Below are 21,098 nucleotides of genomic sequence, written 5' to 3'. Positions count from 1 at the left end.
GGCATACGAAGCGTATGTTAGTAGGTCCAGAAGCCATGCACAAACCTCGCAAGGAGATGATCGCCGAGACGCGCGCCAAGCTGATCGCGGCCGCCCGCCACGCTTTCGGCACGATCGGCTATGCCCAGTCGTCGATGGATGATTTCACCGCATCGGCCGGGCTGACGCGCGGCGCACTCTATCATCACTTCGGCGACAAGAAGGGCTTGCTGCAGGCGGTCATCGCCGAAATCGACGGCGAGATGGCGGCGCGCGTGAACGAAGTGGCGTCGAGAGCACCGACCCGCTGGCAGCATTTCGTCGACGAATGCACGACCTATATCGAGATGGCGTTGGAGCCGGAAATCCAGCGCATAATGTTCCGGGATGGCCCGGCCGTGCTGGGGGATCCTGCACAATGGCCAAATGCCAATGCATGTGTCGGTTCAATGACCGATCATCTGACCAGGCTGCAGGAGGAGGGCGTGGTCGTTCCCAGCCTCGACCCCGAGACCGCCTCGCGGCTGATCAACGGGGCGAGCAGCCAGGCAGCGCAGCGGATCGCCAATTCGAGCGACCCCGAAGCGACGTCGAAGAAGGTGGTGGCGGCCTTCAAGCAGTTGCTCGAAGGCTTGCTCAAGAAGCAGGATTCGCAGCCGGCCTGAAATCCCCATTGCTGGTCTGGCGCGCCACTCCCACGATTGACAACAGCCGGTTTCAGCGCATCCTCTCGCGCCATCTCTGAGCGGAGATTCGGGGCATGTGGGATTTCGATATCGGCAGGTCGGTGTCCATCATGATGCGGACCTGGCCCTTCATCGTCTTCCGCATGATCGTCTATTTCGGCATCACGCTGGCCTATATCGTGGCGACCGGCACGGGCGCCTCCGTTGGCTACGGCATTGGCCATATCTCCACCGATCCCGACGGGCCGTTGTCCTTTGCCCTGTGGGGCGGTGTGGTCGGCTTCGGCATCGTCTTGATCGCCGTCTACTGGATCCGCGAATACATCCTTTATGTCGTCAAGGCCGGCCATATCGCCGTCATGGTCCATCTGGTCGACGGCCGCGACATTCCCGACGGCCAGGACCAGATTGCCTATGCCAAGGACATCGTGACCCAGCGTTTTGCCGAGGCCAACATCCTTTTCGTCGTCGACCAGCTGGTCAAGGGCGCCATTCGCGCCATCACCGGGCTGCTCGGCGGCATCGCCGCTTTCCTGCCGATCCCGGGCCTGGGCGGCCTGGTCAGCTTCGTCAACACGGTGATCCGCCTGTCGCTGACCTATGTCGACGAGATCATCCTCGGCTACAACATCCGCATCAATTCAACCTCGCCGTTCGAGACTGCGCGGCAAGGCGTCGTGCTCTATGCCCAGAACGGCAAGATCATGATCAAGAACGCCGTTTGGCTGGCGGTCATCATGTGGGGCGTCTCGTTTGTCATCTTCCTGCTGATGCTGGCGCCTGCCGGCGCCATTCTTTTCCTCATGCCCGGGCAGCTTGCCGGCTGGGCTTTCGTGCTCGCCATCGTCTTCGCCTGGGCCTTCAAGGCGGCGTTCATCGAACCCTTCGCCATCGCCTGCCTGATGCAGGTCTATTTCAGGACCATCGAGGGCCAGGTGCCCGATCCCGCCTGGGACGCCCGGCTGGCCGAGGCGTCGTCGAAGTTCAGGGAACTCAAGGACAAGGCGCTGGCCTCCTTCGGCGGTTCGCGCTGGGGCACGGCCGGCGCGACGCGCTGATCGGCAGTGGTCGCCGGCGCGGCATCGAAGCCGTTGAGGCGCGCCACGGTCGATTTGAGCGACGCTTCACCTTGCCCGCAAAAGGTCTCGCTCATGATCAGTTCCGGCAGTGGCAAGCGGCGGCCCCAGCCATGTGCTTCGAGGTCCGGCTTTGGCGCGAACTCAGAAACACGGCCGACGCAGAGATAGGCGACCGGCGTCACATGCTCGGGAATTGACAGCAGGCTTTTCAATGCCTGCGCCTCGATGATGCTGACCCAGCCGACTCCGACACCCTCGGCGCGCGCCGCCAGCCAGAAATTCTGCACCGCGCAGACCGTGCTGTAGAGGTCCATCTCCGGATTGTGCCAGCGCCCCAGTGGCGAACCCTTCGAGCGCTGCCGGTCGCAGGTGATGCAGATGTTGAGCGCGCTTTCGCAGATGCCTTCCAGCTTGAGCTTGCGGTAAAGCGCCTGTCGCTCTTCCGCGATGGCCGGCAGTTCCTGTTCACGCGCCGCCAGGAACAGGTCACGCACTTTTTCCCGTCGCTCGGCATCGCGAATAACGATGAAATTCCAAGGCTGCATGAAGCCGACCGAGGGCGCATGGTGAGCTGCAAGCAGCAGCCGCGCCAGCACCTCATCGTCGAGCGCGGTTGGCAGGAAATGGCTACGCACGTCGCGCCGCGTGAACATGGCGCGATAGACCGCATCGCGCGCATTCTGGTCAAATCCGTCGCCAACAGAGGCGGTCATGTGTTCCGGCATCGCGTGTCCCCTTGCGATTGCAATCCATTTCATCCGCCTGACCATGCGGATGACGATGCCTGCCAGGCCGGTCTTCTGGCTCGGGATCAACCCGCGTCCGGTGCCTTCCCGTTATCGACAGTGGCATTTACCGGCGCGGTCCCCCTTACAGCGTTGGGCACGCCACGGAGTTCAACCGTGTTCCCGATTCTCCCGCTTGCGGCGGGCACCAGGCAGTGGCAGCGACCTTACGCCGAAGCGCTGACGACGCCAATGCCTGCAGCGACACCGATGGACGCATGTGTGATTTTCCCCAGCCATCAGGCCACAACGCATGGCCATCGCGACGTCGGGGCACTAGATAGGGGAGATGGCCACTCGTCTCTATACCCATCCGATCTTCCTTGAACACATCACGCCGCCCGGTCACCCCGAGCGGCCGGACCGGTTGCGCGCCATCGAACGGGTGCTCGACGATGAGGCTTTTGTCGGGCTCGATCGCATCAAGGCGCCTGAAGGCGACGAGGCCACCATTCTCTACGCGCATCCCGCCGATTTCGTCGCCCGCGTCCGCGCCGCCATTCCCGACGAGGGCATCGCCCGCATCGACGCCGACACGTCAGTCAGCCCGAAGAGCTGGCAAGCGGCCATAACCGCGATCGGCGCCGCCAACGCCGCCGTAGACGATGTCTTTGCCGGCCGCGCCGACAATGTCTTCGTCGCCGCACGGCCGCCCGGCCACCATGCCGAAAAAACCACGGCCATGGGCTTCTGCCTCTTCAACACGGCGGCGATCGCCGCGCGCTACGCGCAGAAGAAACATGGCGTCGAGCGCGTTGCGGTCGTCGACTGGGACGTGCATCACGGCAACGGCACGCAGGACATTTTCTGGGACGATCCGTCGGTGCTCTATTGCTCGACGCACCAGATGCCGCTTTATCCCGGCACCGGGGCGAAGAGCGAAACCGGCGCCGGCAACATCGTCAACGCGCCGCTGGCGCCGCAGACCGGCAGCGAGGTTTTTCGTGATGCCTTGCTGTCGCGTATCCTGCCGGCGCTCGACAATTTCGCGCCCGACCTGATCATCATTTCGGCGGGGTTCGACGCGCACCATCGCGATCCGCTGGCCGAAATCAACCTGACAGAGGATGATTTCGACTGGGCGACCGGCCAGCTTATGCAGCGCGCCACGCGCCACAGCGGCAACCGGCTCGTCAGCCTGCTAGAGGGTGGCTACGATCTGCAGGGACTGGCATTTTCGGTCGCCGCCCATGTCGGGCGACTGATGAAAGGATGAATGATGGCTGGTGAGACCAACGAAGACGTCAAGGCGATGAGCTTCGAGCAGGCACTCGATGCGCTGGAAAAGATCGTCGATGATCTGGAGCGTGGCGACGTGCCGCTCGACCAGTCGATCAGGATCTATGAGCGCGGCGAGGCGCTGAAGGCGCATTGCGACCGGCTGCTGAAGGCCGCCGAGGACAAGGTCGAGAAGATCAGGCTGTCGCGCGACGGCAAGCCGGTTGGAACGGAGCCGCTCGACGCCGACTGAGTCATGCTCCCGAACGATGGTCTTGCCTCACCGGCTTTTGGACATGATCATGGTCGAGGATAGTAGCCGTCCCGATTGAAACGGCTTCAGGACAAGAGGAGGTTCGGAAACGATGTGCAGAAACATCAAGACCCTGTTCAATTTTGATCCGCCGGCAACCAATGACGAGGTGCGCGACGCCGCACTTCAGTTTGTCCGCAAATTGAGCGGAACGACGCGACCTTCGAAGCAGAACCAGCACGCCTTCGATCATGCGGTCGAAGCCATCGCGGCATCGGCGCGTGAGCTTCTCGATTCCCTCGAAACCCATCAGCATCCTCGCAATCGCGAAGAGGTGGCCGCCAAGGCGCGGGCAAAATCGGCGATCCGTTTTGCCTGATCCGACAACCAGCGACGGCCGCTGACAAGGAGAGTCCATGAGCTTCTTCCCCGGGAAAGACCCTGAAGTCGGCGACGCCTTTGCCAGCGACCAGATCGAGCTGATGGTCATTCCGAACGCCAAGGACATTGGCGGTTTCCAGGTACGCCGCGCATTGCCGACCGCCAAAAGGCGGCTCGTCGGGCCTTTCATCTTCTTCGACCGCATGGGCCCGGCGATCCTGCGCGCGGGCCAGGCGCTCGATGTCCGTCCGCATCCGCATATCGGGCTGTCGACGGTGACCTATCTGTTCGACGGCAAGATCAGGCATCGCGATTCACTCGGCACCGAAATGGTCATCCAGCCCGGCGACGTGAATTTGATGACCGCTGGCCGCGGCATCGTCCATTCCGAGCGCACGCCGGAGGAATTGCGTGGCGCGCCGATGTCGGTCTCCGGCCTGCAGACATGGCTGGCACTGCCGGACGGCAAGGAGGAAGTGGCTCCGGTTTTCGAGAACACCGCTGCCTTGCGGCTCCCCGAGATCGATGCCGAAGGCGTCAGCGGTCGCGTCGTCATCGGCGACTTCCAGGGACTGCGGTCGCCGGTGAGGGCTCACTCCGAGACGCTTTATGCCGACCTTAGGATGGCGCCGGGCGCCAGCGTGAAAATCCCGGCCGATGCGGAAGAGCGCGCCATCTACACGCTCGAAGGCGACGTTTTCGATTTCAGGCGATGTTTTTCCAGCCGAGCGACTGCTGGTGTTCCGGCCAGGCGACGAGATCGTCGTATCGTCGGAAGGCGGCGCCCATTTCATGCTGTTCGGCGGCGCCTCGCTCGGCTCGAAGCGTTACATTTGGTGGAATTTCGTCTCGTCCTCCAAGGAGCGCATCGAGCAGGCCAAGCAGGAATGGAAGACCGGCCGCTTCGATATCGTTCCCGGAGATGAGGAAGAATTCATCCCGTTGCCGGAAAGCTGATGCATGTCGCCCAAAAGTGGCCGGGTTTTGGGACCTAAAGCCTGATCCGCGTCACAGACACGCATTTACTTTCGCCGGCGGCCGGCCTATCCCGCCCATGAACAGAAAGCCTGAGCAGGCCTACCCGTGAATTCAACGCCGCATACGCCCCTTCTCGACAAGGTCCGCATCCCGGCCGACCTGCGCACGCTTGCCGAGAGCGAATTGCCGCAACTGGCATCCGAGCTTCGTGCCGAACTGATCGACGCCGTGTCACACACAGGCGGCCATCTTGGCGCCGGCCTTGGCGTGGTCGAACTGACGGTCGCGCTGCACTATGTCTTCAACACCCCGGATGACCGGCTGATCTGGGATGTCGGCCACCAGGCCTACCCGCACAAGATCCTGACCGGCCGCCGTGACCGTATCCGCACCTTGCGTCAGGAGGGCGGGCTGTCGGGCTTCACCCGCCGCGCCGAGAGCGAATACGATCCCTTCGGCGCCGCTCACTCCTCGACATCGATATCGGCCGGCCTTGGCATGGCCGCCGCCCGCGATCTCTCCGGCGGCCGCAACAATGTCATCGCCGTTATCGGCGATGGTGCCATGTCGGCCGGCATGGCCTACGAGGCGATGAACAATGCCGGCGCGCTCGATGCCCGGCTCATCGTCATCCTCAACGACAACGACATGTCGATTGCGCCGCCGACCGGTGCCATGAGCGCCTATCTGGCACGTCTGGCCTCTGGCAAGACCTATGTCGGCCTGCGCGACTTCGGCAAGAAACTGACCTCTTATCTCGGCAAGCGCGCCGACCGTGCGATCACCCGGGCGGTCGAGCATGCACGCGGCTACGTCACCGGCGGCACGCTGTTCGAGGAACTGGGCTTCTATCACATCGGCCCGATCGACGGTCACAATCTCGAGCATCTGATCCCGGTCCTGAAGAATGTCCGCGACAATGGCGAAGGCCCGGTGCTGATCCATGTCGTCACCCAGAAGGGCAAGGGCTACGCGCCGGCCGAAGCCGCCGCTGACAAATATCACGGTGTCAACAAATTCGATGTCATCACCGGTGCGCAGGCCAAGGCGCCGGCTAATGCGCCGGCCTACACCAAGGTGTTCGCCGAAAGCCTGGTCCAGGAGGGTCGCGAGGATGACCGCATCGTCGCCGTCACCGCCGCCATGCCGAGTGGTACCGGCCTCGATCTGTTCGGCGAAGCGTTTCCGTCGCGGATCTTCGATGTCGGCATCGCCGAACAGCACGCGGTGACCTTCGCCGCCGGCCTCGCCACCGAAGGCTACAAACCGTTCGCCGCGATCTATTCGACCTTCCTGCAGCGCGCCTACGACCAGGTCGTCCACGACGTCGCGATCCAGAAACTACCGGTGCGCTTTCCCATCGACCGCGCCGGCTTCGTCGGCGCCGATGGCGCCACCCATTGCGGCGCCTTTGACACCACCTTCCTGGCAACCTTGCCCGGTTTCGTGGTGATGGCAGCAGCAGACGAGGCGGAACTGCGCCACATGGTGCGCACCGCGGCAAGCTATGATGACGGCCCGATCGCCTTCCGCTATCCGCGTGGCAACGGCGTCGGCGTCGACATGCCGGAGCGCGGCGCGGTGCTCGAAATCGGCAAGGGCCGTATCGTCAGGGAAGGCACCAAGGTCGCACTCCTGTCCTTCGGCACGCGGCTGCAGGATTGCCTGATCGCCGCCGAGGAGCTTGGCGCGGCCGGGCTTTCCACCACGGTCGCCGATGCCCGTTTCGCCAAGCCGCTCGATGAGGATCTGATCCGCCGGCTGGCCCGCTCGCACGAGGTTCTGGTGACGGTGGAAGAGGGCGCCGTCGGCGGCTTCGCCAGCCATGTGTTGCAGTTCCTCGCCCATGAGGGCTTGCTTGAAAGTGGCCTGAAGGTACGCCCGCTGGTGCTGCCCGACGCGTTCACCGACCACGCCAAGCCGGAAAAGATGTATGCCGATGCCGGGCTTGATGCCGCCGGCATCGTGCGCACGGTGTTCGTCGCGCTTGGCCATACAGCCCGCGCCCAGCGCGCCTGAATCAATATCTCAAGGGCTTGAATCAGTTTGCCGGCTTGATGCTTTAACGCATTGTTAACGCTGCCGTTTGGCGCTTTGCTTACCGTGTCTCTTGGCCGTTTTTCAACGGCGCCCTGCTAGATCGTGACCAGGCAGGGAGACAAAAACAATGAGAACGCTTCTGTGCGGCGTGGCGCTTTCAGCGGTCATCGTCGCGCCGGCCGCCGCCGAAACGCGCTATGATCGCAGTCTCGAAAAGGCGGCCATGGGCATCATCGCCGGCAAGATGGGCGATATTCGCGGCGGATTTTCCTACAAGCAGGTGCCGCAGCTGGTGGTCCTGCCGGACCCTGTGCCGGCGCCTGCGCCTGCGACCGAGCATCCGGGCGAGCAGGCTTCGGGAAATCGGGATGACGGTTTGTCTCCAGCCGTCGATCGCCGGGTTTCGCGAACCATTTTCTAGAGCATGCCGCCGTCCAAGCGCGGCGCCCTTTAGAACCACATGTCGCGCACGCAGCGGCCATCGCGCGGCAGGTCGTCGTAAGTGTCGAGCCCATCGAAATGGTCGATTGGCAAGTCGGCGACGGCCTCCGGCGGCGCAAGCCTTACATTGACGGCGATTCGAGTTTGGCCGGTGGCGCTGGAGCGCAAGCCACGCCAGGCGAGCACGCAAGCGCAAGTGGGACAGAACAGGATCTCAAGCGAGGGCGCATCCTTTCCGGCGCGCGTGTAGCTTTTCATCGGCCCCGCGACGCGGATGCGTTCGTCGACATAATCGTAAGCCCAGAGCGCGCCATAGCGGCGGCAAAGCGTGCAACTGCACGCCGTGATCGGCCCGGGATCGCCCTCCAGGGTCCAGTGGGTCGCACCGCAGTGGCAGGTTCCCCTCAGCATTTGTCCTTCCTCGCGTTCGGACAGTAACGGCACTCCTGCTTAGCATTGTGCCGGGCCGATGCGATGCTCGCAAGCGCCGCAGCGGCTTGAAGCGTTCGCATGCTTTCCAACGATGTTCCTTGTCCGGCCCCAATATCCTTGCCTTCGCGACCGGCTTTCGCCATGAAGGCCGATGAACTCGCCTTTGCCAGCCAGCCCCCGCCAGCGGCTCGACGACCTGCTCGTCCAGCGGGGCCTTTTTGCCAGCCGTTCGCGCGCCCGCGACGCGGTCGAGCGTGGCACGGTGATGGTGGACGGCGTCATAGCCCGAAAGCCCGGCCAGAACGTTTCGCCGCAATGCCTGATCGCCATCGATGATCCGGCGCAAGGCTATGTGTCGCGTGCTGCGCTGAAACTGATCGGCGGGCTCGACCATTTCGGACTCGATCCAGCCGGCCGTGAAGCGCTCGACATCGGCGCCTCGACCGGCGGCTTCACCCAGGTCCTGCTCGAGCGCGGCGCGGCCCACGTCACCGCCATCGATGTCGGGCACGGCCAGATGCATGCCGATATCGGCGGCGATCCGCGTGTAACTGTCATCGAAGGCCTGAACGCGCGCGATCTCACAGTCGATGATCTGGCCGGCCGCATCCCGGATTTCGTCGTCTCCGATGTCAGCTTCATTTCGTTGAAACTGGCGCTGCCGCCGGCGCTTGGCCTTGCGAAGGCTGGTGCCTGTGCCATGTTTCTGGTCAAGCCGCAATTCGAGGCCGGCCGCGAAGCGATCGGCAAGGGCGGCCTGTTGAAGGATCCCTACGACGCCGCCCGTGTCGCCGGCCTGCTGCAGGATTGGCTGGACGCTGTTCCAGGCTGGCGTTCGCTGGGCCTGCATTTGTCGCCCATCGAAGGCGGCGACGGTAATCGCGAATTCCTGCTCGGTGGGATCAAGGATAGATGAGCGCGCGGTTCAGCATCAGGAAACTTGGCGCCCAGGGCGACGGCATCGCCGAGACCGAGAGCGGCGATCTGTTCATTCCCTTCACACTACCCGGCGAGGTCGTCACCGCCGCGCGTGAAAAAGACCGTGCCACGCTGATGGCGGTGCTAGAGGCTTCGCCGCTGCGCATCGATCCCGCCTGCCGCCATTTCACCGAATGCGGCGGTTGCGCGCTCCAGCATTTCGAAGCCGCAGCCTATCGCCAATGGAAGCGCGAAAAGGTGGTGCACGCGCTGAAGGGCAAGGGCATCGATTGCGACATCGGCGAACTGGTCGCCTGCGCGCCGCACACGCGCCGCCGCGTCGTGCTCGCCGCGCGGCGCACCGACACAGGCATGCTGCTCGGCTTCAATCGCCATCTGTCGCCGGAAATCATCTCGATATCGGGATGCCCGATCTCGCTGCCCGAGATCGTCAGCGCGTTCGATCGGCTGAAGGCGCTCGCCGAACTGGTGTGCGCCACCACCAAATCGTTCCGGCTCGCGGTCACCGTGACCGGATCGGGCCTTGACGTCGCAGTCTACGAGTCCGGCAAACTGGGCGAACACCAGCGTCGGATCGCCTCCAACTTCGTATTGGCTCAGGGATTTGCCAGGCTGTCCATCGATGACGAGATCATCATCGAGCCAAGGAAGCCTGTGGTCATGTTCGGCAATGTCGCTGTCGCCGTGCCGCCGGGCGCCTTCCTGCAAGCGACCGAGGCCGCCGAACAGACCATGGCCGATATCGTCGGCGGACATCTGAAGCGCGCCAAGAAGGTCGCCGATCTGTTCGCCGGTTGCGGCAGCTTTGCCTTGCGGCTGGCAGCGAAGTCGGAGGTCCATGCGGTCGAAGGCGATGCGGCAGCCCTTTCGGCGCTCGACCGGGGCTCGCGCTTCGCGACCGGCCTGAAGCGGGTGACGGGCGAGCGCCGCGACCTGTTCCGCCGGCCGCTGACCTTCAAGGAATTGAATGGCTTCGACGGCCTGGTGTTCGATCCGCCACGCGCCGGCGCCGAGGACCAGTCGAAGCAGATCGCACGCTCGGACGTTCCGTTTGTCGCCGCCGTATCCTGCAATCCGGTCACGCTGGCTCGCGACCTGCGAATCCTGCTCGACGGCGGCTATACATTGAAAAGCGTGACGCCGATCGACCAGTTCCTGTGGTCGCCGCATGTCGAGGCCGTGGCGCTTCTGGAGAAGCCCAAACGAAGGCGGTAGCGCTGTTCGCATTTCCTTCGGTTCACGCGCGAACCGAAAATGATCACATTTTCTTGAGGTTTCGGCGTCAGGCGGGTTTGCCGAAATCGCGCCGCGAAGCCGCCTCTTTGCGCCCGTCTATTTTGGAAATCACTGGAGGAAGGAACCATCCTGCTCCATCACCGTTTCCATATTTGGTGGCCAGAAATGCGGACGCTCCAGAAATTCCTAGGCTTCTTCCTCCTCTTCATTTTCGTGGCCGCTTCGGTGACCGGTGCCCTCGCGCAGAGCGAAAAACGCCTCGCTTTCGTCATCGGCAATGCGGCCTATCCGTCTGGTGCGCTGGCGACGCCCGCCAATGATGCCGGGCTGATCGGCCAGACCTTGCAGGCAGCAGGGTTCGATGTTGTCGGTGCCCGCGACGTCGACCAGGAATCGCTGCGCGGCGCGCTACGCGATTTCCTTGGCAAGGTTTCTGCTGCCGGTCCCGACGCGGTGGTCTTCATCTATCTCGCCGGCCAGGGCGTACAGTTCGAAGGCGAGAATTACTTCTTGCCTGTCGATGCCCAGATCGCCAATCCAACCGACGTCCCGCTTCAGGGGATGCGGCTCTCCGATGTCACCAAGTCGCTGGCTGGACTGCCGACGAAGGTCAATATCGTCGTGCTCGATGCGGCGCGGCCGAATGCATTCCCGCAGACGAACCAGCCGCTGGCCGGAGGTCTTGCACTGGTCGATCCCGATCCGAACATGCTTGTTGCGTTCAATGCCGCCCCGGGTACGGTCGCGCCTGAAGGCAAAGGTCCATACGGTGCCTATGCCCAGGCGCTGGCGGAGATGATCCGCGAAGGCGGCCTGCCGCTTGACGATGTCTTCGATCGCACGCGCCTGCGCGTCAACGAGGTGACCCAGGGCGCGGAGGTTCCGTGGAGCGCCTCAAAGATCACGGCGCCCTTCGTCTTCTTCGACCGGGCTCCGGACGCGCCCGCGCCCAGGGTCTCGGAGGCTGAGTCCCAAGCCAACCGGACCAGAGAGATCCACGACTTCGACGCCCGCGATGCCTATGTCGCGGCCCTCGACCGCGACACGCTCAGCGGTTACGAGGATTTCGTCGACGCCTACCCGCGCGATCCAATGGCCAAGCGCGTGCGTGCCATCATCGCTGCTCGGCGCGAAGCAATCACTTGGCGCGAAACCTGGCTCCGGGACACCCCGGAAGCCTACTGGTCCTACCTCGATCGCTATCCGCACGGCCCGCATGCCTGGGATGCCCGCCGCCGGCTGGAGCATTTCGACGCAGCGCTGGAGCCGCCGGAGGATTTTGCCGTCTATGACTACGACGTGCCGCCGCCGCCACCGGAAGAGATCATCTATGTCGACCGGCCCGTGCTCTATTTCGACGATCCCGATTTCGACTTTGAGCCACCACCGCCTGTCGCGGTGATCTTCCTGCCGCCGCCTCCGCCGGATTTTGTCGTGTTGGCGCCGCCGCGGCCGGCAGTCGATGTCTTTGTCCTGCCGGTGCCGGTCTTCGTGCCGGTGCCGGTGTGGGTCAACCCGCCGCACGACATTGCGCCGCCGCCCGACAACGTCATCTTCAACAACATCCACAACACGACCGTCATCAACAACACGACGATCAATACCGAGAACAATCAGGCAGGGCAGGGCGGCGGCCTCACCACCGGCCAGAAGCTGACCGGCGCCGCTGTTGGACTGGGCGCCGCAGCGCTCGCGACCAAGGTGGCGCTGCCGCCGCTGCTGCATAAGAAGGCCGTGCTCTCTAACCAGAACCCTTCCGCCCCGGGCAAACTCGGCCAGGGTATGACGCAAGGCCGGCAGCCTTCCGGCGCAAAGCCGGTCTCGAAGACGCTCTCAACTGATCACACCCTGCCGGGAGCGAACGGCAAGACGCTGCCACTCGTCAATGGCAAACCGCCGGTGCTCAACGGCCACAATCTGCCAAACAACAAGAATTTGCCAAACAACAAGTCCAAGAAGCTGCTTGGCAAGCAAGGCACCTCGGGCGGCAACCAGCAAGCTACGGGAAATGCCGGCGCTGCCGTTACCGGACAGGGCAATGGCCAGCAGAACGGAGCCGGCAATGGGCAGGGCAAGAACGGCAAGCTCAACAAGCTGCCGACCGTCAACGGTGCACCGGCCGGGCAGCGCCCGAACGTGCAGGAGAGGATCAAGAAGAACAATCCAGCTGTCTTCTCCGACCAGGGTGGCGGCAAGCCGAAGAAGTTGACGCGCAAGGATCTGTCCGCCGGCCAGGCCGTTGTCGGACCGAGCGATCAGGCTCCGGGAAACGGGAACAAGAAGTTCCGCAAGCCGCAGAACGGCGGTGGAGGTTCCGCCGGCCCGCAAGTCAACGTCCAGCGGAATTTCAAGGTCAACAAGCCGAACGAGAATCCGCAGCGCCAACTCAAGCTGCAGGAGAAGCCGAACGTGAGGGTGTTCTCCAAGCCGCAGAAGCCGGAGTTCCATGCTCAGCCCAGGCCCCAGGTCCAGGAGCGGCGTCCGCCGCAACAGCCCAATCAGCAGCCGCCGCGAGGCAACAAGAAGCCTGCCTGCGGACACCCGGGCGAGCCTCCATGCAAGCAGTAGGCAGGAGTGAGGCAGGGATTGCCCGCCGGTCGCCGGGCACCGAACTTTCAAAAAGCTGAAGCGCTCTGGTCTGGCAGGCCGCTCAGTCTACCAGCTTGGAAACATTCGTAAGGGTTTTCGACGTGCCGCCCCGTTGGTTGATCGACACCCATGTGTTTGGGTTCTGCTGGGACTGGCGTTTGAGGAAGTAATAGCCCGTCGCATTCCAAGGTCTGATCTCATCGACCAGGTTGTCCAGGACAAGATCGCCCTTATCGGTTTTCACCGTCAGGATGGTGTGGCCTTCATTGTCCAGGTCGCGCACCACGGTCATCAGCAGCGCCTGCCGGGGGAATCCCGCCTCCAGAAGAAGCTTGCGCTTGTAGAGGGCGTAGATCTTGCAGTCGCCCTTGCCGTCCACGGGGTAATCCCAATGGTCCACCATCGTGCCCCAGTGGTCGAAATTGCTGACCGGTTTGATGAAGCTGTTCGCCTTCTGATTTATCCGCTTGAGGATGCGCAGGTTCTGCGCGGTCAGCTTGACATTCGCGGCAGGCAGAGCGGGCACCTTGCACTCTTTTGGTCGGCGATGGCAGAAATCGACCCAACCGTAGGGGACGCTGGTGCTTGCACCGACGGTGGCAGAGCGCAGCCCTTGCAGGGAAGATTGCGTCGATCGCGACTTGAACAATGTCGACTGTGCTTCCGCCGGACTGGCCTGCAGCGATGTCGCACCAATCAATGAAACGAAGCCAAGTAGGAAAGAGGAAGTGAGAACGCCGGGGACATGCCGCATTGCCAAAACACCGCCGCAACCAGGAAGCTGGTGCTGCGTTCGTGCGCAAAAGGCAGCCCAGGCAGTTAGAGACTTAATAATTTCTTAACGTGGATTGTGTTCGCTTCAAGGTGCCGACATGGATTCGGCTGGAATGCGCCGTCTTTGGCCCAGACCTCCACAGAGTCGAGCAACATTGCGGCACCCGATTCCGCCGAAATGCCGGCGCCTGTCAGGATGAAGATCTTGGCTCTGGGGCATGGTCGGCTGCACCCCGGAAAACACCGCTTGGATGGCGATGTTTCTGGGATATGCCGATCATTCAAACCCGCGTGCCGCCCACCGTCATCTGGTTCATTCGGAGATGCGGTTGGCCGACGCCGACCGGGACGCCCTGTCCGCCCTTGCCGCACATGCCGATGCCGGTATCGAGCTGCATGTCGTTGCCGATCATGGAAACACGGTGCATGGCGTCCGGCCCATTGCCGATCAGCATCGCGCCCTTGATCGGCTGCGTCACCTTGCCGTTCTCGATCATGTAGGCCTCGGTGCAGCCGAACACGAACTTGCCCGAGGTGATGTCGACCTGACCGCCGCCGAAGGAGACGGCATAGATACCGTTCTTGACCGAGGCGATGATTTCGTCCGGCTCCATGTCGCCCGCCGTCATGAAGGTGTTGGTCATGCGCGGCATCGGCTGGTGGGCGTAGCCTTCGCGCCGGCCGTTGCCTGTCGCAGTCATGCCCATCAGCCGTGCGTTCTGGCGATCCTGCATGTAGCCAACCAGTCTGCCGTCCTCGATCAGCACGTTGCGGGCCGTCGGGGTTCCTTCATCGTCGACGGTGAGCGACCCGCGCCGCTCCGGCATGGTGCCGTCGTCGACGACGGTCACCCCCTTGGCGGCGACCTGCTGGCCCATCAGGCCGGCGAAGGCTGAGGTCTTCTTGCGGTTGAAGTCACCTTCGAGCCCATGGCCGACGGCCTCGTGCAGCATGACGCCCGGCCAGCCGCTGGACAGCACGATGTCGAAGGTGCCAGCCGGCGCCGGTATGGCCTCGAGATTGACCAGCGCTTGCCTCAGCGCCTCCTTGGCGGCGTGCTTCCAGCTGTCCTCGACAAGGAAGTCGCCGAAGGCCTTGCGTCCGCCCATGCCGTAGGAGCCGCTCTCCTGGCGGTCGCCATCGCCGACGACGACAGAAACGTGGACTCGGACCTGCGGGCGGATGTCGCGCACAACCTGGCCATCGGCGCGCACGATCTCGACATGTTGCCAGGATGAGGACAGCGAGGCTGAAACCTGGCGCACGCGAGGATCCTCGGCGCGCAGCCAGGCGTCGATTTCCCGCAGCAGCTTTGCCTTGACCTCGAAAGAGGGGGAGGGGATCGGATTCTCTTCACCATAGAGATGGCGGTTGGTGCGGGCCGGCGCCGCGGCCAGCGTGCCAGAATAGCCGCCCTTGACGGTTGAAACAGCGTCGGCGGCGCGCAGCAGCGAGGCCTCGGAAAGGTCGCTGGAATGGGCATAGCCGCTGGCTTCGCCGGCGACGGCGCGCAGGCCAAACCCCTGGTCGGTGTTGAAGTTGGCTGTCTTCAGCCGGCCGTTGTCAAACATCAGCGCTTCGCTCTCGCTGTATTCGAGAAACAGTTCGCCGTCGTCGGCGCCATTGATGGTCTCAGCGACGATCTGCTTGATGCGATCGTCTGAAATGTCGAATTGGCCGATCAGGCTGTTCATGGCGCGTCCGTTCACAGGAGGAATGCTTCTTTGCCACGATGTAGGCGCGAAGGCGCCCGGAGACAATCGCCCCGCTGCATTGTGAAGACAAATGCGATCGCCGACAAATCGTCGACGTCACTTTTGGTTGACGAAGTCCTTGATGTCGCCGGTCATTGAATCCCAGTTCGAGAACTGTTCCTCAAGGTTGGACTTGGTGACGCCGCGAAGAAAGCTGACATCCATCTTGAAGTTGGATTCTTCGCAAACGCCGAGGTCTCAGGGCAGGGCGGCGAAACCGTCCGCGAAACCCTTGAGGTCGACGGGGATGCCGATGCCCTCTTCCGGGGTCTGGAAGACGATGAAGGTGGCCGACGTGCCGGTCTTCAGCGTATCGAGCAGCGGCTTTTCGAGAATGACTTCCGCATAGCAGCCATCCTGGAAGCAGCGCACGAAATAGGCGCGGCCGATATCCTTGCCGTCGACGTTGAGGCCGAGCCCGTTGGGCAAAAGCACGCCGAGCGGCGCCAGCACGCGCAGGATCTCCGCCTTGTTGTCGGCTGTACGCAGCACGACCACCGACAGCCCCATCTCTGGACGGTCCTCGGCGACGACGTTCTGCATCATCACGCATTGCTCGGAGGTGGCGCCGGCCGGCGTGTCGCAGATGATCGACCACGCGCCATGCGTCGAGCGGACGGTGCCGCTCGGCTGCGCGGCATTGGCCTGGCTGGACAAGCCGACAACGGGCTGGCCGATAACGGACGGGCCGATTGCGGACAACGCGGCGAGAAAGATGACCTTCGCCAAGATTCTCGAAAGCGCCAAGATTCTCGAAAGCGCAAGTCTCGAAAGCCAAGAGTTCATGACGGCTCCATTGCGAATCACGGCACTTTAAGCCGCGCCAAAGCCAAGTAAAGGACGAGACCGCAACCGGTCTGCCCCGAAACAGCCAATACGGCGCTTTTCCTAGCCAATTTCGCCCGAATTGCGACGGTCGGCACGCCCGGCCCGCAGGAATGTGGCCATGGTCGATCATATGCGATTCGGGACCGTTGCCGTTGCCTTGAAAGGCACATCCGGGCTTGCGCGCAAAAATGCCGCACGGTTTCGCCCGCTCCTTTCTTGCGGAGGGAAAAAGAGTATGGTTTGAACCACCTTGAGACTGTCGGGATTCCCGTCCCGGCATTGTTCGATATTCTCGTGGGCACAGCCTCGAGGAACTGGGAGACGATGAGGGCGATGAGAAAATTCCTAGCAGGCGCAAGTGCCGCTGCCACGTTTTTCGCCGGCGCATCCGCCCATGCCGATCAGCCCAGGGACTGGGAGACCGGCTTCCAGGCGCCGGCGACCGATATGATGCGGCAGATCGAGTGGTTCGGGAACTACACGATGTGGTTCATCGTCCCGATCACCATATTGGTGCTGTGCCTGCTTGCGTATTGCATCTTCAAATTCCGCGCGAGCGTGAACCCGGTTCCATCCAAGACCAGCCACAACACGCTGATCGAGGTGATCTGGACCGTCGGCCCGGTCGTCATCCTGCTCTGCATCGCCATTCCTTCGTTCCAGCTGCTGACCGCGCAATACACGCCGCCGGAAGACGCAAAGCTGACCGTCAAGGCGACCGGCAACCAGTGGAACTGGGACTACGAATACCAGACCGAGAACACGATTTCCTTCAACTCCGCGATCCTGCAGGAAGCCGACCGGGCAGCTGCTGGCAAGGAAGATCGCAAGATCTATCCGCGCCTGCTCGCCGTCGACAACGAGATGGTTGTGCCGGTCAACACCATGACCCGCGTCCTGGTGACCGCAACGGACGTGATCCACTCCTTCGCCATGCCGTCGTTCGGCATCAAGATGGACGCGGTTCCCGGCCGCACCAACGAGACCTGGTTCAAGGCCAACAAAGAAGGCCTCTACTACGGCCAGTGCTCGCAGCTCTGCGGCAAGGATCATGCTTTCATGCCGATCGCCATCCGCGTCGTCTCCGATGCGCAATTCAAAAGCTGGCTGGCGGAAGCCAAGACCAACCTGCCCGGGGCCAACAAGGCGCTGATGGCTGAGGTCGACGGCCAGAACAAGGTAGCGGCCGCCGGCAACTGATGCCGCGGCCAATAAAAGATCAGGGAACGGAGCGGAACATGGCAGACGCTGCAGCTCACGACGACCACGACCACAAGCCGTATCACGGCTGGGTCCGGTGGGTGTATTCCACCAACCACAAGGACATCGGCACACTCTATCTGATCTTCGCGATCTTCGCCGGCATCGTCGGCGGTGCCTTGTCGGTCGCCATCCGCATGGAGCTGCAGGAGCCGGGGATCCAGATTTTCAGCGGCCTCGCGCAAATGGTCTACGGCATGAACGGTGACGCCGCGATCGACGGCGGCAAGAGCATGTACAACGCCTTCGCCACCGCGCACGCGCTGATCATGATCTTCTTCATGGTCATGCCGGCCCTGATCGGCGGTTTTGCCAACTGGATGGTGCCGATCATGATCGGTGCACCTGACATGGCCTTCCCGCGCATGAACAACATCTCGTTCTGGCTGCTGCCGCCGGCCTTCCTGCTTCTGATCGCCTCGGCCTTCATGCCGAGCGCGCCTGGCGCCTTTGGCGTCGGTGGCGGCTGGACGCTTTATCCGCCGCTGTCGACTTCGGGCCAGCCCGGGCCGGCGATGGATCTGGCGATCCTGTCGATCCACATTGCCGGTGCCTCGTCGATCCTTGGCGCCATCAACTTCATCACCACCATCTTCAACATGCGTGCGCCCGGCATGACGATGCACAAGATGCCGCTGTTCGCCTGGTCGGTGCTGGTCACCGCTTTCCTGCTGCTGTTGTCACTCCCGGTGCTTGCCGGCGGCATCACTATGCTCCTGACCGACCGCAACTTCGGCACGACCTTCTTCGCGCCCGACGGCGGCGGCGATCCGATCCTGTTCCAGCACCTGTTCTGGTTCTTCGGTCACCCTGAGGTCTACATCCTGATCCTGCCGGGCTTCGGTATCATCAGCCACATCGTGTCGACCTTCTCGAAGAAGCCGGTGTTCGGTTACCTCGGCATGGCTTACGCGATGGTCGCCATCGGCGCGGTCGGCTTCATCGTCTGGGCCCACCACATGTACACGACCGGCCTGTCGCTCGACACGCAGCGCTATTTCGTCTTCGCCACGATGGTCATCGCGGTGCCGACCGGCGTGAAGATCTTCTCCTGGATCGCCACGATGTGGGGCGGATCGATTTCGCTGAAGCCGCCGATGCTGTGGGCTCTGGGCTTCATCTTCCTGTTCACGATCGGCGGCGTCACCGGCGTCCAGCTGGCCAATGCGGGTCTCGACCGCTCGCTGCACGACACCTATTTCGTGATCGCGCACTTCCACTACGTGCTCTCGCTGGGCGCGGTCTTCGCCATCTTCGCCGGCTGGTACTACTGGTTCCCGAAGATGACCGGCTACATGTATTCCTTCGCCATCGCCAACACCCATTTCTGGGTCACCTTCGTCGGCGTCAACCTGATCTTCTTCCCGCAGCATTTCCTCGGTCTTGCCGGCATGCCGCGCCGCACAATCGACTATCCCGACGCGTTTGCCGGCTGGAACATGGTGTCGTCCTACGGCTCGTATATCTCGGCCGTTGGCGTGGCGATCTTCCTCTACGGCGTGTTCGAGGCTTTCCAGAAGAAGCGGGTCGCCGGTGCCAATCCGTGGGGCGAAGGCGCCACGACACTGGAATGGCAGCTGCCTTCGCCGCCGCCCTTCCACCAGTGGGAGCAGCTGCCGAAGATCAAGTAAGTCGGCAGCCTCCATGGAATCAAAACCGCCGGCCTGCCGGCGGTTTTGGCCAAACGGAACGATGGATTTGAGTACGCATGGCCCTAGTCGACGAAACCAGCATTGACGAAGCGGGCTTCCGCATGTCGGAAGCGACGGCGGGCGATTTCTTCGCCCTGCTGAAGCCGCGCGTCATGTCGCTGGTGGTGTTCACCGCCTTCGTCGGATTGGTCGCGGCTCCTGTGACCATCAATCCGTTGCTGGCGGTGATCGCCATCCTGTCGATCGCCATCGGCGCCGGGGCCTCCGGCGCGCTCAACATGTGGTACGATGCCGACATCGACGCGGTGATGACGCGCACCGCATCTCGTCCGGTGCCGGCCGGCCGCATCCGGCCGGGCGAAGCGCTGAGTTTCGGGCTGGTTCTGTCGGTTCTGTCGGTGATGACGCTGGGCGTGCTGGTCAACTGGCTGTCGGCGACGCTTTTGGCCTTCACCATCTTCTTCTATGCCGTCGTCTATACGATGTGGCTCAAGCGCTGGACGCCGCAGAACATCGTCATCGGCGGCGCCGCCGGTGCCATTCCGCCTGTTATCGGCTGGGCCGCGGTGACCGGAAGCGTCAGCCTGGAAAGCTTTGTCCTGTTCCTGATCATCTTCCTGTGGACGCCGCCGCATTTCTGGGCGCTGGCGCTGTTCAAGTCCGAAGACTATGCCCGCGCCGGCATTCCGATGATGCCGAACGTCGCCGGCCAGGCTTCGACCCGCCGCCAGATCTTCGCCTATGCGCTGCTGCTGGCGCCGGTCGGCGTGCTGCCATGGATCCTGGGCTACACCACGCCGGTCTATGGCGTGGCCGCCGTGCTGCTTGGGTTGGGTTTTGTCTGGTACGCGTGGAAAGTGCTTGGCATGACCGACGATGACCGCGTGATGAAGCCGGCCAAGGCCTTGTTTGCCTATTCGTTGCTCTATCTCTTCGCCATCTTCGCTGCCTATCTCGCCGACAGCGTCGTCGAGCGCGCGCTTGCCATGGGTGGAGCATGACCATGATCGAAGAAAAACTCGAGCTGGTCACGCTGACCGAGCGGCAGAGGAAAGCCAGACGCAATCGTTCTGTCGCCATAGGCTTGGCGCTGGCGGTGCTGGTGATCATTTTCTACATCGCGACGATCGTGAAATTCGGTCATCACCCCGGCTCGATGTGAGAACACGATGAGCCAGGTGACCGCCAGCAGGAAGAACACCAACCGCGTCGTCGCGTTTGTCTGCCTTGCCTTCTTCGGCGGCATGATCGGCATGGCCTATGCCGCAGTGCCGCTCTACAAGATGTTCTGCCAGGCGACGGGCTATGGCGGCACCACGCGGCGCGCCACGCAGCAATACGCGAACCGGGTGCTCGACCGCGACATCGTTGTCCGTTTCGACGCCAACATCGCCGGCGTGCCCTGGGATTTTCAGCCGGTCGATCGTTCGATGACGATGAAGATCGGCGAGACCGTGCAGGCGCACTATCAGGCCACCAACAAGTTCGATCGCCCCGTTACCGGCCGCGCCACCTTCAATGTGCAGCCGGAACTGGCGGGGCCCTACTTCAACAAGGTCGAGTGTTTCTGCTTCACCGATACGACTTTGAAGCCCGGCGAGACGCTGGACATGCCGGTCGTGTTCTATGTGGATCCCGATATCGTGAATGTACCGGAACTGAAGGACGTGAAGACAATCACCCTGTCCTATACGATGTTCCCGGTCGAGAAGAGCAAGCCGGTCGCGTCATCAGTGCCGGTCCAAGGCAGCAGCAAGACAATTTCGAATACCGAAGCAAATCTCGGGGGTTGAT

The 21,098-nt window shown here is 62.8% G+C and carries 19 protein-coding genes, 2 pseudogenes and 1 riboswitch; of the genes and pseudogenes, 16 read left to right on the top strand and 5 right to left on the bottom strand.

From position 1 onward, the window contains the following. The first annotated feature begins 35 nt into the window (after nt 1–35). On the top strand, nt 36–644 hold the full coding sequence (locus AC1D08_RS05840; protein WP_457151493.1) for a TetR/AcrR family transcriptional regulator: 609 nt from the start codon (nt 36–38) through the stop codon (nt 642–644). Nucleotides 645–739: 95 nt separating this feature from the next. Continuing rightward, entirely contained in the window at nt 740–1,723 is a 984-nt protein-coding gene (locus AC1D08_RS05835) for a hypothetical protein (protein ID WP_457151494.1), read from the top strand. 116 nt (nt 1,724–1,839) lie between these two features. On the opposite strand, the pseudogene bluB reads toward AC1D08_RS05835, so the two are convergent. Beyond that, a pseudogene (gene bluB, locus AC1D08_RS05830) lies at nt 1,840–2,457 on the bottom strand (5,6-dimethylbenzimidazole synthase); the annotation flags it as partial. 60 nt (nt 2,458–2,517) lie between these two features. Then, a riboswitch (cobalamin riboswitch) is annotated at nt 2,518–2,697 on the bottom strand. Nucleotides 2,698–2,818: 121 nt separating this feature from the next. Between bluB and AC1D08_RS05825 the strand changes: the two are divergent. From AC1D08_RS05825 to AC1D08_RS05800, 6 genes and pseudogenes are all read left to right on the top strand, one after another. Further along, on the top strand, nt 2,819–3,745 hold the full coding sequence (locus AC1D08_RS05825) for a histone deacetylase family protein (protein ID WP_457153175.1): 927 nt from the start codon (nt 2,819–2,821) through the stop codon (nt 3,743–3,745). Nucleotides 3,746–3,748: 3 nt separating this feature from the next. Beyond that, nucleotides 3,749–4,000 carry an exodeoxyribonuclease VII small subunit gene (locus AC1D08_RS05820; protein ID WP_013532792.1) on the top strand — a complete coding sequence of 84 codons (252 nt, stop codon included), beginning with the start codon at nt 3,749–3,751 and terminating at the stop codon, nt 3,998–4,000. 112 nt (nt 4,001–4,112) lie between these two features. Next, on the top strand, nt 4,113–4,379 hold the full coding sequence (locus AC1D08_RS05815) for a DUF2277 domain-containing protein (RefSeq protein ID WP_095091923.1): 267 nt from the start codon (nt 4,113–4,115) through the stop codon (nt 4,377–4,379). 37 nt (nt 4,380–4,416) lie between these two features. After that, a pseudogene (locus AC1D08_RS05810) lies at nt 4,417–5,338 on the top strand (pirin family protein). A 126-nt stretch (nt 5,339–5,464) separates the two neighbouring features. Next, the gene (gene dxs / locus AC1D08_RS05805; RefSeq protein ID WP_457153174.1) at nt 5,465–7,378 is read left to right on the top strand and encodes a 1-deoxy-D-xylulose-5-phosphate synthase; all 1,914 of its coding nucleotides are present in this window, start codon (nt 5,465–5,467) and stop codon (nt 7,376–7,378) included. A 148-nt stretch (nt 7,379–7,526) separates the two neighbouring features. Continuing rightward, nucleotides 7,527–7,820, top strand: coding sequence for a hypothetical protein (locus AC1D08_RS05800; protein WP_457153173.1), 294 nt, complete (start codon nt 7,527–7,529; stop codon nt 7,818–7,820). 29 nt (nt 7,821–7,849) lie between these two features. Here AC1D08_RS05800 and AC1D08_RS05795 read toward each other — a convergent pair whose 3' ends face one another. Then, the gene (locus AC1D08_RS05795) at nt 7,850–8,251 is read right to left on the bottom strand and encodes a GFA family protein (protein ID WP_457153172.1); all 402 of its coding nucleotides are present in this window, start codon (nt 8,249–8,251) and stop codon (nt 7,850–7,852) included. A gap of 172 nt (nt 8,252–8,423) precedes the next feature. Here AC1D08_RS05795 and AC1D08_RS05790 point away from each other — a divergent pair, with 172 nt between their 5' ends. The 3 genes from AC1D08_RS05790 (at nt 8,424) to AC1D08_RS05780 (ending at nt 13,015) form a co-directional block, all read left to right on the top strand. Continuing rightward, the gene (locus AC1D08_RS05790) at nt 8,424–9,188 is read left to right on the top strand and encodes a TlyA family RNA methyltransferase (protein ID WP_457153171.1); all 765 of its coding nucleotides are present in this window, start codon (nt 8,424–8,426) and stop codon (nt 9,186–9,188) included. Beyond that, on the top strand, nt 9,185–10,426 hold the full coding sequence (locus AC1D08_RS05785) for a class I SAM-dependent RNA methyltransferase (protein ID WP_477422731.1): 1,242 nt from the start codon (nt 9,185–9,187) through the stop codon (nt 10,424–10,426). Before AC1D08_RS05790 ends, AC1D08_RS05785 begins: the two co-directional genes overlap by 4 nt. A 186-nt stretch (nt 10,427–10,612) precedes the next feature. Then, on the top strand, nt 10,613–13,015 hold the full coding sequence (locus AC1D08_RS05780; protein ID WP_457153667.1) for a caspase family protein: 2,403 nt from the start codon (nt 10,613–10,615) through the stop codon (nt 13,013–13,015). 82 nt (nt 13,016–13,097) lie between these two features. Here the strand turns inward: AC1D08_RS05780 and AC1D08_RS05775 are convergent, their stop codons facing one another. The 3 genes from AC1D08_RS05775 to AC1D08_RS05765 all read right to left on the bottom strand — a co-directional run bounded on the left by AC1D08_RS05775 (nt 13,098) and on the right by AC1D08_RS05765 (nt 16,350). Further along, entirely contained in the window at nt 13,098–13,790 is a 693-nt protein-coding gene (locus AC1D08_RS05775; protein ID WP_457153668.1) for a transglutaminase-like cysteine peptidase, read from the bottom strand. Between the two features lie 301 nt (nt 13,791–14,091). After that, a complete protein-coding gene (tldD, locus tag AC1D08_RS05770) occupies nt 14,092–15,504 on the bottom strand; it encodes a metalloprotease TldD (protein WP_457153669.1) in 1,413 nt (470 codons plus the stop codon). A 258-nt stretch (nt 15,505–15,762) separates the two neighbouring features. After that, the gene (locus AC1D08_RS05765; protein ID WP_457153670.1) at nt 15,763–16,350 is read right to left on the bottom strand and encodes an invasion associated locus B family protein; all 588 of its coding nucleotides are present in this window, start codon (nt 16,348–16,350) and stop codon (nt 15,763–15,765) included. A gap of 375 nt (nt 16,351–16,725) precedes the next feature. On the opposite strand from AC1D08_RS05765, the gene coxB reads away from it, so the two are divergent. From coxB to AC1D08_RS05740, 5 genes are all read left to right on the top strand, one after another. Then, nucleotides 16,726–17,592 (top strand): cytochrome c oxidase subunit II, encoded by an 867-nt coding sequence (gene coxB / locus AC1D08_RS05760; protein ID WP_477422729.1) that lies wholly within the window; start codon nt 16,726–16,728, stop codon nt 17,590–17,592. Between the two features lie 38 nt (nt 17,593–17,630). Next, on the top strand, nt 17,631–19,283 hold the full coding sequence (gene ctaD / locus AC1D08_RS05755; RefSeq protein ID WP_095091932.1) for a cytochrome c oxidase subunit I: 1,653 nt from the start codon (nt 17,631–17,633) through the stop codon (nt 19,281–19,283). Nucleotides 19,284–19,360: 77 nt separating this feature from the next. Next, a complete protein-coding gene (locus AC1D08_RS05750; RefSeq protein WP_457154103.1) occupies nt 19,361–20,305 on the top strand; it encodes a heme o synthase in 945 nt (314 codons plus the stop codon). A 2-nt stretch (nt 20,306–20,307) separates the two neighbouring features. Continuing rightward, on the top strand, nt 20,308–20,466 hold the full coding sequence (locus AC1D08_RS05745; protein ID WP_095091991.1) for a hypothetical protein: 159 nt from the start codon (nt 20,308–20,310) through the stop codon (nt 20,464–20,466). A gap of 7 nt (nt 20,467–20,473) precedes the next feature. Then, on the top strand, nt 20,474–21,097 hold the full coding sequence (locus AC1D08_RS05740; protein WP_095091934.1) for a cytochrome c oxidase assembly protein: 624 nt from the start codon (nt 20,474–20,476) through the stop codon (nt 21,095–21,097). The last annotated feature ends 1 nt before the right edge of the window (nt 21,098 follow it).

Source organism: Mesorhizobium sp. P2_E6, assembly GCF_056403835.1.
This window is presented reverse-complemented; position numbering and strand designations above follow the sequence as displayed.

Coding starts and splice junctions, on each gene's coding strand:
- AC1D08_RS05795 (WP_457153172.1), bottom strand. CDS start 8,251: ATGCTGAGGGGAACCTGCCACTGCGGTGCGACCCACTGGACCCTGGAG.
- AC1D08_RS05775 (WP_457153668.1), bottom strand. CDS start 13,790: ATGCGGCATGTCCCCGGCGTTCTCACTTCCTCTTTCCTACTTGGCTTC.
- AC1D08_RS05825 (WP_457153175.1), top strand. CDS start 2,819: ATGGCCACTCGTCTCTATACCCATCCGATCTTCCTTGAACACATCACG.
- AC1D08_RS05750 (WP_457154103.1), top strand. CDS start 19,361: ATGGCCCTAGTCGACGAAACCAGCATTGACGAAGCGGGCTTCCGCATG.
- AC1D08_RS05815 (WP_095091923.1), top strand. CDS start 4,113: ATGTGCAGAAACATCAAGACCCTGTTCAATTTTGATCCGCCGGCAACC.
- AC1D08_RS05785 (WP_477422731.1), top strand. CDS start 9,185: ATGAGCGCGCGGTTCAGCATCAGGAAACTTGGCGCCCAGGGCGACGGC.
- AC1D08_RS05820 (WP_013532792.1), top strand. CDS start 3,749: ATGGCTGGTGAGACCAACGAAGACGTCAAGGCGATGAGCTTCGAGCAG.
- AC1D08_RS05840 (WP_457151493.1), top strand. CDS start 36: ATGCACAAACCTCGCAAGGAGATGATCGCCGAGACGCGCGCCAAGCTG.
- AC1D08_RS05740 (WP_095091934.1), top strand. CDS start 20,474: ATGAGCCAGGTGACCGCCAGCAGGAAGAACACCAACCGCGTCGTCGCG.
- AC1D08_RS05780 (WP_457153667.1), top strand. CDS start 10,613: ATGCGGACGCTCCAGAAATTCCTAGGCTTCTTCCTCCTCTTCATTTTC.
- AC1D08_RS05745 (WP_095091991.1), top strand. CDS start 20,308: ATGATCGAAGAAAAACTCGAGCTGGTCACGCTGACCGAGCGGCAGAGG.
- tldD (WP_457153669.1), bottom strand. CDS start 15,504: ATGAACAGCCTGATCGGCCAATTCGACATTTCAGACGATCGCATCAAG.
- AC1D08_RS05765 (WP_457153670.1), bottom strand. CDS start 16,350: ATGAACTCTTGGCTTTCGAGACTTGCGCTTTCGAGAATCTTGGCGCTT.
- AC1D08_RS05800 (WP_457153173.1), top strand. CDS start 7,527: ATGAGAACGCTTCTGTGCGGCGTGGCGCTTTCAGCGGTCATCGTCGCG.
- coxB (WP_477422729.1), top strand. CDS start 16,726: ATGAGAAAATTCCTAGCAGGCGCAAGTGCCGCTGCCACGTTTTTCGCC.
- AC1D08_RS05835 (WP_457151494.1), top strand. CDS start 740: ATGTGGGATTTCGATATCGGCAGGTCGGTGTCCATCATGATGCGGACC.
- ctaD (WP_095091932.1), top strand. CDS start 17,631: ATGGCAGACGCTGCAGCTCACGACGACCACGACCACAAGCCGTATCAC.
- AC1D08_RS05790 (WP_457153171.1), top strand. CDS start 8,424: ATGAACTCGCCTTTGCCAGCCAGCCCCCGCCAGCGGCTCGACGACCTG.